Genomic DNA, 10,403 nt, shown 5'->3' on the forward strand with positions numbered 1-10,403 from the left:
AAAGCTGGGCGACAGGGATTCGAACCCCGATTCTACGGTCCAGAGCCGCATGTCCTACCATTGGACGATCGCCCAGTAAGCCAGAATAATATAAATTTCTAAATCGTTGTCAAGCCCACTCTTAAAAATATAACCGGCAGGCTCGTATTTATAGAAGCGCCCTACTCACCCATAAGTTCCTTGAGCTGTTTGCGCTTTTTTTTCAGCTGTTTATAAACCCGGTCCTGTCGCCTGCGGTCGAACATCGCCTCCCGTACCGCCTGCTTATATTCAGCCTCGAGCCGTTCGATCTCTTTTTCGAGTTTTGTGTTCTTGTCGACTGTAGTCACAATTTTCACCGCTTGCCGTTTTCCTATAAAGATCGGATAAATTCGATCGCCCTTGACAGTCTTTTGTCAACTTCCGGCTGATTTATAAGCTCGATTATATCGAACAAACCCGGACCACCGGTCATGCCGGTTAAAGCCAGACGGGTGGGATGGATCAATTGACCCGCCCCAACCTCCATCGATTCAGCCAGACCGCGGATGGCCTGCTCAGCTACAGACTTGGTCAGATCCTGATGTTTGCCGAACTCCTCTCTCAGTTTTTTCAGCTTTTCAGCCACACCTTCCTTGGCAAATCGCTTTTTAACACCCTTGGGATCATACTCGAAATCATCCTTGAAGAAATAATAACCCTTCTCGGCGAAATCGTAAAGATTCTCGCATCGTTCCTTGAGCTGTTCGACGACTTTGAGCATCCACTGCCAGCGGGTTTCGATCCAGTACTTGGTGGCCAGGTCTTTCTCCATCAGAATAGGCTGGATCCTTTCGACCAGTGTATGGTTGTCCATTTTCATGATATACTGGCTGTTCATCCAGGTCAGCTTGACCGGGTCGAAAACGGCATTATTGGGATTGATGCCCTTGAAATCGAAAGTTTTGATGATCTCTTCCCGGCTCATGATTTCGCGGTCGTCTTTGGGCGACCATCCCAGAAGAGCCAGGAAATTGAACATCGCCTCCGGAAGAATACCTTCATCGCGATATTCAGTCACAGATTTATCGCCTTTACGCTTGGAAACTTTTGAGCGGTCGGGACGCAATAGCAACGGTATATGGGCGAACTGCGGAAGTTGTGCATTCAGAGCTTTGTAAATTTCAACCTGCTTGTAGGTGTTGGCGATATGGTCATTGCCCCGGATTACGTGGCTTATACCCATCTCGATATCATCCGCCACAACCGCGAAATTGTAGATCGGACTGCCGTCGGAACGGACAATGATGAAATCATCCAGGTCGGCATAGGCTTTCGAGACCCTACCCAGGACCTGGTCTTCGAAGCTGACTTCACCCTCCAGGGGAAGCTTCAGCCGAACAGTGAATTTATTACCGTCATCCAGCCTGGCCTTGATCTGATCATCGCTCAGGTCGCGGCACTTGCGGTCATATTGATATGTCTTTTTCTCTTTTTGGGCGCGGTCACGTTTCTCGGCCAGTTCCTGAGAAGTGCAGAAGCAACGGTAGGCGGCACCCGATTCCAACAGCTTTTCAGTGTAGGGAGGATAATGGTCGAATCTCTGCGACTGGTAATAAGGCCCCTCATCCCAATCGACCGCGAGCCACTGAAGACCCTCCAGGATCACCGCCACCATATCTTCTGATGAGCGGGCCTGGTCGGTATCCTCGATCCGAAGAATAAATTTTCCACCTTTGGCTTTAGCGTAAAGATAATTAAAAATCGCCGTACGCGCGGTTCCGACATGCAGATACCCCGATGGAGAGGGTGCTATCCTGACTCTGATATCGCTCATTTTCACCTTTCCTTTCGGGTAGAGGATAAGCGCGCTTATGTTTTATGGCAAGCACTTTTTTGACCCCCAAAAGGGGCCTAACAAACTTCTAAAACAAACCGAGGTGTTATTGGTTGCGTTTTATCTTTGAGGTCTTAATATGAAATGTATGCGATCACTGCTGATAACGCTTCTGATCATGATGTTTTCCCAGCTTTCCGCTGACAGTTCGGCAAAATTTCCATGTCGGTCTGACCTGAAACTGATTCAAGCCGGCCTGGATTTCAGCCTGGCCGAAAAATACAGTCAGGCCGATTCCTGCTACCAACTGTTGATCGATAAATATCCACAACACCCGGCCGGATATTACTTCATGGCAACCCAGAAATATAACCAGATGAAAGCAGGAGAACATTTCCTGTTCGAGGAGAAGTACTACGACTACCTCGACAAAGCCGTCGACCTGGCTGATGATATACGCAGGAAAGACCGCTACAACGCCTGGGCTTACTACTTTATGGGCTCGGCTTTTTTCTACCGCGCCATGTACGATCACCGCAAGGGCGGCCAACTCTCGGTAGTACGCAATTCGATCCGCGGTAAAAATCTGATCAAACGGTGCCTGAAGTACAATCCGGAAATATATGACGCCTACGTCTGCCTGGGATCATACAACTACTGGGGATCGGTCGAAACCCGCAACCTCAGCTGGATGCCGTTCTTTGGAGATAACCGCGAGGAGGGGCTGAAACAGCTCGAGCTTGCTCGTGACAGCTCTATGTTTTCACGTCGCCTGGCAGAAACGATCATGATTTATGTCTACACCGAGGAAAATAGTTTCGAACGAGCCTCGGAGATATTTTACAGATTATACGAATTATTTCCGGAAAGCTGTATGCCCCTCTGGGCGGGCGGGGAGATGTATTATAAGGCGGAAAAATATGATTCCGCGCTTTTAATATATGATACGTTGGTAAATCGAATCCAAACCCGGCAAACTCATAACAATCACAATCTATACCAGGCCTGTTTTTACCGTGCGCACTGCTATTTCGAGATGGAAAATTATCCGGAAGCATTGAAACAGGTCGAATACTGCCAAAGCATACCTCTTTCTGAGGATGTCCGTGACAACCTCAAGTCTTACCGCGAAGAGCTTAAAAATATCCGCCGGAAAATAGCTGAAAACAGGTAAAAAACGGCCGGTCAGAATGCCACACACAGGGGTAAATAGGTGAGCTCCTAATTAGGGAATCTAGCGGCAGGATTCTGACCGGCAACGCCTGTCATCCGTATTGTTTTCATGATCGGGGTGTTGAAACTAAAGGTGACGTAACTACCACTTAAAAGAAGACACTGGTTGTCCTGATGTCAAGTTAAATCTGCACCTGATTCCATATTATTGCTGTCATGGTTATCTCGCTCAGATTCAACCTGCCTGCCCAGACCGAACAGAAATGACAAGAGCAGGATAGCGATACCGACTGTAACTTCGGCATCGGCAATGTTAAAAGTCGGCCAGCGGTCGAATTGATAGCCGAAAAAATTGATTTTAAAAAAGTCGAAATCCAGAAAGTCAACCACCGCGCCCATGCGGATACGATCGAACAGGTTACCGACAGCCCCGCCCAGAATTAAAAATAATGCAAAATCTACATAGCTGTTCTTACCGAATTCACGATACAGGAAGAATATCACCAGCCCGATCACTATCAAGGCCGAAACCAGGTAAAATACGTTCGACCCGAGACGGCTTCCGAATGCTCCGCCCTGGTTGAGGACATAAGTCAGGTGAAAGAAATCCTCGATTACCGGTACCGACTGACCCAGCTTGAGGTTGGCCTGAACCACAAGCTTGGTAACTATATCCAGTATAGCCGCTGAAATGGTCAGGAATATATATGGGATCAGGCGTTTATTCATGCAGTCATATCGATTAATGTCGATTCCCTCTCAATGAGACGTGACCGGAAAGGCGATTTCAGGTCCGTGATACAGTGATCGTAGCCGGCTGACCGTTAATATCCCAGTCCTGTGTGACTTCGCCTTTTACTTCACCGCGTGCCATCTCGTCAGCCAGTGTCTCGGTTTTAATGTACTCTCCGAATTTATCGAGTGTCTTGTCGATCGGATCGGTCGATTTGACCGCTACTTTGATCCTGTCTGTGACGTTGAAATCAGCGCTTTTACGCATATTCTGGATCTTGTTGATCAGCTCGCGGGCATAACCTTCCATGACAAGGTCCTCTGAAAGTTCGGTTGAAACCGCCACACTGATACCGTCATCGGCCTCGACCGCATAGCCCTCCCGATCCTGGGTTTCCAGTTCGATTTCGCCGTCGGATATCTGGAAATCCTCACCATCGAGAGCCAGAGACAGCTTTCCGCTTTTACGGAATTCCCGCAGGTCGGAATCGGGCAGACTCTCGATCGCGGTTTTGGCCAGTTTGATCTTGGCGCCCAGCTTGGGACCCAGCAGTTTGAAATTCGGTTTGGCGGTTAACTCAATGATCTCAGCATCATCAGATGAGAACCTGACATCCTTAATATTTATCTCCTCGGCGATCACCGGTTTGAGATCATCGAGATCTGTTTTATGCAGGTGTTTCGGCAGAACCGCGATCATCTCGGCCAGTGGTTGACGGATTTTGAGACGCGCTTTGGTGCGCGCGGTACGGGCTAACGACACGATCGAAATGACCGAGGACATTCGAGTTTCCAGCTTTTCATCTATCTTATCCTGGTCGAAATCGGGAAAATCAGTCATGTGGATAGACTCTTTTCCTGACGGCACCAGCTCACGGTAGATCTTTTCGGTGAAAAACGGCATGATCGGCGCCAGGACCTGGGCGATTTTAACCAGGGCTTCATGAAGTACCGAAAAGGCACGGAACTTGTCCGGATCATCGCCTTCACCCCAGAATCGCCGACGGCTTCGGCGTACATACCAGTTGGAAAGCTCATCGACCACGAACTCACCGACCTTACGGTAAGTAGTAGTCAGACGATAATCATCCAGCTTCTCACGCGTATCCTTGATCACGCTGTTGAGACGGCTTAAAAGCCAGCGGTCGATTTCGGTTTGAGGACCGGCCTTCTCGTTGAGAAATTCTGCCAGCGATTTATCATCTTTTAAAGCGCGTTCGGCCAGCTTGTCGATATTGGCATAGATCGCAAAGAAAGAATATGTGTTGCGCAATGTCCCCAGCACCTTGCGCTGTGATTCGGCCAGTGCCTCTATATCGAAGCGAGTCGGCAACCAGGGCTGATTGACTGTCACCAGGTACCATCTCAGAGCATCAGCGCCGTAGTTTTCCAGAACCTCCCAGGGATTGACCACATTGCCGATATGTTTGGACATCTTCTTGCCGTCTTTATCGAGGATGAATCCGCACACGATCAAATTTTTGAAGGGGGCGACATCCTTGTACAAGGTCGAGATCGCCACCAGCGAATAGAACCACCCGCGGGTCTGGTCGACCGCTTCGGAGATGAAATCGGCCGGGAAAGACTTCTCCCATTTTGTGGTGTCGCCAAAAGGATAATGATGCTGCGCGAACGGCATCGCCCCCGAATCGAACCAGACATCGATCACCTCGGGGGTGCGGTACATCCATTCCTGATCCTCCTCGTTGTAAATCCGGATATCATCGACGTAAGGTTTATGCAAATCGATATCATCGGGCACATTTTCACCCTTCTGCTTCAATTCCTCAACTGATCCGATCGCGACCTGTTTGCCGGTCTTTTCGCCGATCCAGATCGGAAGCGGGGTTCCCCAGTAACGCTCACGGGAGAGCGCCCAGTCGACATTGTTTTCAAGCCATTCGCCGAAGCGACCGGAACCGATTTCCGGTGGATACCAGTTGATCGTGCGGTTGTTTTCCAACAGCCTGTCCTTGAACTGAGTGGTGCGGATGTACCATGACTTGCGGGCGTAGTAGATCAATGGAGTGTCGCATCGCCAGCAGAACGGGTAATTATGAGTAAATTTTTCTTTCTTGAAAAGCAGGCCACGTTGTTTGAGGTTGTTTATGATCAGCGGGTCGGCGTCTTTTATAAACTTCCCTGCGAAATCTGTTACTTCCTCGGGCAACAGACCTGTCGAGGTTACCGCCTGCAGGAAAGTGAGATCGTACTTCTGGCCGACCGTATAGTCATCCGCACCGAAAGCCGGAGCGACATGCACAATCCCGGTGCCATCCTCGAGAGTAACGAAGTCGGCATTGGTAACGAAGTAGCCGTTATCGACTGTATCCTTGTAGTAATCAAACAGGGGCTCATATTCCCAGCGTTCCAGCTCAGTACCCTTGTAGCGTTTGACAATTTCGAACTCTTCTTTGAGGATACTGTTCGCCAGCGCTTCGGCCAAAATCAGGTTCTGGTCCTTGTACTTTACCTCCACATAATCGGCTTCCGGATGAACCGCCAGGGCCATGTTCGAAATCAATGTCCAGGGCGTCGTGGTCCATACCAAAAAAAAGCGGTTGTCCTCACCTTTCAGTTTGACCTTGACAAAAACCGAGGGATCGGCCACCTCCTGGTAGCCCTGTGCGACCTCATGAGAGGACAGCCCGGTCTCACAGCGCGGGCAGTAAGGCAGGATCTTATGACCCTGGTAGAGCAGGTCGCGTTTATGAAAATCGGCCAGGATATGCCAGACTGATTCGATGTAATAATTTTCGCAGGTGATATAGGCATTGTCCAGATCGAGCCAGTAACCGATACGTTCGGTGATCTTGTTCCAGTCCTCGAGGTATGTGAATACCGATTCACGGCATTTCTTGTTGAATTTGTCGATCCCGTACTTTTCGACATCGGACTTATTGTGCAGGTCGAGTTTCTTTTCGACTTCGATTTCGACCGGCAGGCCGTGTGTATCCCAGCCGGCCTTGCGGTCGACATGATAACCGCGCATGGTCCAGTAACGGCAGGCGAAGTCCTTGAGCGTGCGCGAAATTATATGATGAACCCCGGGTTTACCGTTGGCGGTCGGCGGTCCCTCGTAGAAAACATACTCCGGCCGTCCGGAGGAATGCTCCAGCAGTTTATTGAAAATATCGTTTTCTTTCCAGTACGAGATTACCTCTTCTTCCAGACTGGGATGTGAAAATCCGTTTTTGAGTTCATCTAACATAATCTCACCTGCAAATATTACTGGTTTATACTTCGAGTTTACCTACAACAGCTTCGGCAACTTTGGTCATCTTCGGTTCAGCCACCGCGGCATTGGCAAGAATCTCCTGGTGGCTGGTCGGTTCGAGCGCATCCGGCAGACCCATATCGGTCACGATCGAAAGCCCCAGGACCTTAGTTTTCTGGTGATGGGCGGCGATCACTTCCGGCACAGTCGACATACCGACTACATCGGCACCGATGATACGCAGAAAACGATACTCGGCGGCAGTCTCCAGGTTTGGACCCGGCACCGAGACATAGACACCTTTTTGTACTTTTATCTTCAGATCCAGCGCGCACTCCTCGGCCAGCTTGATCAGGTCGCGGTTGTAACAGTGGCTCATATCCGGGAATCGATCTCCGATCTCCGGATCGTTGTAGCCGATCAATGGATTCGAAGGCTGTAGATTGATATGATCGGTAATGATCATCAAATCGCCCGAACGAAACTGCGGGTTGAGTCCCCCGCAGGCATTGGAGACGATCAACACCTCGATGCCGAGAGCTTTCATGACCCGCACCGGGAACGTCACCTGCTTCATCGTATAGCCTTCATAAAAATGAAAACGGCCCTGCATCGCGACCACGTCTTTTCCTGCCAGGCTTCCGAAGATCAACCTTCCGGCATGACCCTCGACTGTCGAGACCGGGAAATGACGGATGGTTTCATACCCGACTGTCTCCTGTATATCGGTTTTGTCCGCCAGTCCGCCCAGGCCGGTGCCCAGAATGATGCCGATTTTGGGAGCTTTCTCGGTAACTTTGCGGATATCCTCGACCGCTTCACTGATATGCTGTCTGAGTTCTTTCATGTTTATCTCTCATCCTCCACTTTATTGTCGACTTTAATCATCTCCGGCGGCATTTCCTCCGGCCTCAAACTATCTGTTTCCTCTTTCATCCGTTCAAGCATCTCCAGGTGCGAACTCAAAAGTGTCTTAAAGCGTGCGTAGAACTGGTACCACTCGCCCTTGAGCACCTCGAATTTACTTTCCATTCTGCGGATCTGACCGGCACGGTCCTCGACCAGGTGGTCGGCTTTGACCTGTGCTTCGCGGATGATCAGCTCGCTTTCCTTGTGCGCGTTTTTGCGGACTTCGTCGGCCGACTCCTGAATCCTCAGCAATGTATTTTTTAGGGTTTCTTCCAGCTCTTCGTACTTTTCAAGTTCCTGTTTAAGGCTTTCAAGCTTCTCAGTTAATCTGCTTCTCTCGGTACCGTCTCGTTCGAGTTGATCCGCGATTTTACTGAGCAACTGATCGACTTCCTGCTTGTCATAACCTCGAAAGCGTGTTGCCAATTCCGGATGTCTTAAATCCTGTGCTGTCAATTTTATTTCATCACCCATTGTAATTCCTCGGTCCGAAGACTGCGCTTCCGACCCTGACCATGGTTGCGCCCTCGGCAATCGCCAGCTCGAAGTCACCACTCATTCCCATCGACAGGATCTCCATCTTCAAATTTTCCTGCTGATACTGTTTCATACTCTCGAAAAGTTCCCGGGTTGCGGAATAGCTCGCCCTGATCCGGGATTCATCGTCGGTCAAGGGGCCGATCGTCATGATCCCGCGTATATCCAGTTTAGGCAGTTCAGCCATTTTCAGGATTTCATCTTGGGCATCGGCAAGCGGGAGGCCGAATTTCGAATCCTCGCCCGAGCAGTTTACCTGGATCAAAACCTGAAACGGCTTTTCCGCCCGTTTATCGATCTCCTTTGCCAGTTTGTACGAATCGACCGACTGGATCATGTCGAACAACGGCAACGCCTTTTTGACCTTGTTACGCTGGAGATGCCCGATCAGGTGCCAGCGCGCATTGCCCTCGACTTTAGGTTTTTTCTCCTCGAATTCCTGTACTTTGCTCTCGCCGATATCGCTCGCACCGGCTGAAATGGCGGCGCTCAAATTCTCTGCCGGAAACGTCTTGGAGACCGTCACCAACGTGACCGGATCGCCCGCGCGACCGCTGTTTTCAAGAGCTCGCGCAATTTTTTGATTGACCTGTTCGAGACGTTTCGCGATTTCAGCTACCGACGTCATAACCTGTTATTTTACCAGTTTGACAGGTAAAAAGCAAGCATATTATTGGTCGCTTAAATGTGCTATAAATTCTCTAATAATGTGTTATTTGAGCAACAGCATCTTGCGCGAAACCGCCTGGTTTTCGCCCTTGAGACGGTAGAAATACACGCCCGAGGAGACTTTTTCAGCACTGCTGTCCCAGACTACCTTGTGATAGCCGGCATCCAGCACATCGTCAACCAAAGTGGCCACCTTCCGTCCCAGGATGTTGAAAACCTCCAGGCGCACCGCCTGCTGTTTGTCGAGGGCAAACTCGATTGTGGTAGCGGGGTTGAAGGGGTTGGGATAATTGGCAAAAAGTTCGAATTTATCAGGAATACCGCCGGGATCCTGCGGGTTTTCGGCTGACACCATAAAATCATTAAATCGCAGTACAGCCCGGGGCACGACTACATCGAATTCCGCCAGGGAATCGACACCGATTATGGCAAATGCGGCGGTGTCGACCTGGCCGGGCGCGAGGTCGAACGGACCGGTTGCTATCAGGTGTGAATGATCCTTGGCATATACACTGGCGGTATCGACAAAGCCCTCTGACATGAACTGCCATTTCTCGCTTTTAGCAAAACCGTCACGAGTCCAGGCGGCACCATCGATCGATCGATACGAGGCTGTACCTTCGGAATTGAGAACGGCGATGCCCCGAATTGCGGAACCGTCATTGGCATACATATATCCCAGATCGAGATCACCGTCAAAACCGACCATATCTGCGCCATAGGGAAAATCCCAGTCGGCATAGAGTGCCACCCGCAATCCGCTCAGGGAACTGTCTGAGGTATTTTTGACTTCATAAGCCATGATAACGAATTGATCCTCGATATCTTCTTTATAGGCGAATGTACTCTGCCTGATCTCCACTCCCAGAGGTTGACAGGAGCCATTGTCATTGAACACCGAGATCGTGCGCTCCTCGGCATAGAAACTGGGAGCATAAGCTTTCAATCCGCCACCGGGTGCCACCTGAAGATCTATATCATTGGAATATGGAAGCATATTGCGGGCGGCATCGGAAACATGATCTGAATCCGATGCGATCATAAATGCCATTTCGTACAGGTATGATTGATTATCGGGAAGATAGATAAATCCGACACCACCGCTGTCGCTGGCAGAACCCTGTCCGAGACCGTAAATACCATAGTTCGAGACTGTGAACTGTACCTGGCCGGCCGTATGAGTGAAATGATCGCCTTCCTGCTTTGCACCAACTCGCAGGTATAACGGCAACGTATCCTGGTAACCTCCTGACCCGTTCAGGACGAGATCGAAAACGACCATCCTTCCGGCGCTTATCGAGTCATCGAACGCGATCCTGTAAGGCTGACCTGAATTGGAGGTTGAATCGTTTAAAGCGATTGCTCCGTAGT

At 50.0% G+C, this 10,403-nt stretch carries 9 protein-coding genes and 1 tRNA gene; 1 reads left to right on the plus strand and 9 read right to left on the minus strand.

Features of this window, described 5'->3' with window-relative positions; all coding sequences use genetic code 11:
* Positions 1-4: 4 nt before the first annotated feature.
* The 3 genes from GF404_02490 to GF404_02500 all read right to left on the minus strand — a co-directional run bounded on the left by GF404_02490 (position 5) and on the right by GF404_02500 (position 1,795).
* Positions 5-75, minus strand: a tRNA-Gln gene (locus GF404_02490).
* A gap of 86 nt (positions 76-161) precedes the next feature.
* The gene (locus GF404_02495) at positions 162-329 is read right to left on the minus strand and encodes a hypothetical protein (protein MBD3381045.1); all 168 of its coding nucleotides are present in this window, start codon (positions 327-329) and stop codon (positions 162-164) included.
* Positions 330-352: 23 nt separating this feature from the next.
* The gene (locus tag GF404_02500) at positions 353-1,795 is read right to left on the minus strand and encodes a glutamate--tRNA ligase (protein MBD3381046.1); all 1,443 of its coding nucleotides are present in this window, start codon (positions 1,793-1,795) and stop codon (positions 353-355) included.
* A gap of 139 nt (positions 1,796-1,934) precedes the next feature.
* On the opposite strand from GF404_02500, the gene GF404_02505 reads away from it, so the two are divergent.
* Positions 1,935-2,969: a hypothetical protein gene (locus GF404_02505; protein MBD3381047.1), complete on the plus strand. Its 1,035-nt coding sequence runs from the start codon at positions 1,935-1,937 to the stop codon at positions 2,967-2,969.
* A gap of 176 nt (positions 2,970-3,145) precedes the next feature.
* Here GF404_02505 and lspA read toward each other — a convergent pair whose 3' ends face one another.
* From lspA to GF404_02535, 6 genes are all read right to left on the minus strand, one after another.
* Positions 3,146-3,697: a signal peptidase II gene (lspA, locus tag GF404_02510; protein ID MBD3381048.1), complete on the minus strand. Its 552-nt coding sequence runs from the start codon at positions 3,695-3,697 to the stop codon at positions 3,146-3,148.
* A gap of 58 nt (positions 3,698-3,755) precedes the next feature.
* Positions 3,756-6,911 (minus strand): isoleucine--tRNA ligase, encoded by a 3,156-nt coding sequence (locus GF404_02515; protein MBD3381049.1) that lies wholly within the window; start codon positions 6,909-6,911, stop codon positions 3,756-3,758.
* A 25-nt stretch (positions 6,912-6,936) separates the two neighbouring features.
* Positions 6,937-7,764, minus strand: a complete 828-nt coding sequence (locus GF404_02520) for a purine-nucleoside phosphorylase (GenBank protein ID MBD3381050.1) — start codon at positions 7,762-7,764, stop codon at positions 6,937-6,939.
* 2 nt (positions 7,765-7,766) lie between these two features.
* Positions 7,767-8,300: a DivIVA domain-containing protein gene (locus tag GF404_02525; GenBank protein MBD3381051.1), complete on the minus strand. Its 534-nt coding sequence runs from the start codon at positions 8,298-8,300 to the stop codon at positions 7,767-7,769.
* Complete coding sequence (locus tag GF404_02530; GenBank protein MBD3381052.1) at positions 8,293-8,991, minus strand: YggS family pyridoxal phosphate-dependent enzyme; 699 nt, start codon at positions 8,989-8,991, stop codon at positions 8,293-8,295. Before GF404_02530 ends, GF404_02525 begins: the two co-directional genes overlap by 8 nt.
* An 84-nt stretch (positions 8,992-9,075) precedes the next feature.
* The coding region (locus GF404_02535; protein MBD3381053.1) for a T9SS type A sorting domain-containing protein at positions 9,076-10,403 on the minus strand (1,328 nt) is incomplete at its 5' end.

The sequence above is a fragment of the Candidatus Zixiibacteriota bacterium genome, from assembly GCA_014728145.1.
Classification (GTDB): Bacteria; Zixibacteria; MSB-5A5; order JAABVY01; family JAABVY01; genus WJMC01.

What these genes read in the sequence shown, in the direction of transcription:
- GF404_02500 (MBD3381046.1), bottom strand. Translation starts at nt 1,795, where the DNA reads ATGAGCGATATCAGAGTCAGGATAGCACCCTCTCCATCGGGGTATCTG.
- GF404_02505 (MBD3381047.1), top strand. Translation starts at nt 1,935, where the DNA reads ATGAAATGTATGCGATCACTGCTGATAACGCTTCTGATCATGATGTTT.
- lspA (MBD3381048.1), bottom strand. Translation starts at nt 3,697, where the DNA reads ATGAATAAACGCCTGATCCCATATATATTCCTGACCATTTCAGCGGCT.
- GF404_02515 (MBD3381049.1), bottom strand. Translation starts at nt 6,911, where the DNA reads ATGTTAGATGAACTCAAAAACGGATTTTCACATCCCAGTCTGGAAGAA.
- GF404_02520 (MBD3381050.1), bottom strand. Translation starts at nt 7,764, where the DNA reads ATGAAAGAACTCAGACAGCATATCAGTGAAGCGGTCGAGGATATCCGC.
- GF404_02525 (MBD3381051.1), bottom strand. Translation starts at nt 8,300, where the DNA reads ATGGGTGATGAAATAAAATTGACAGCACAGGATTTAAGACATCCGGAA.
- GF404_02530 (MBD3381052.1), bottom strand. Translation starts at nt 8,991, where the DNA reads ATGACGTCGGTAGCTGAAATCGCGAAACGTCTCGAACAGGTCAATCAA.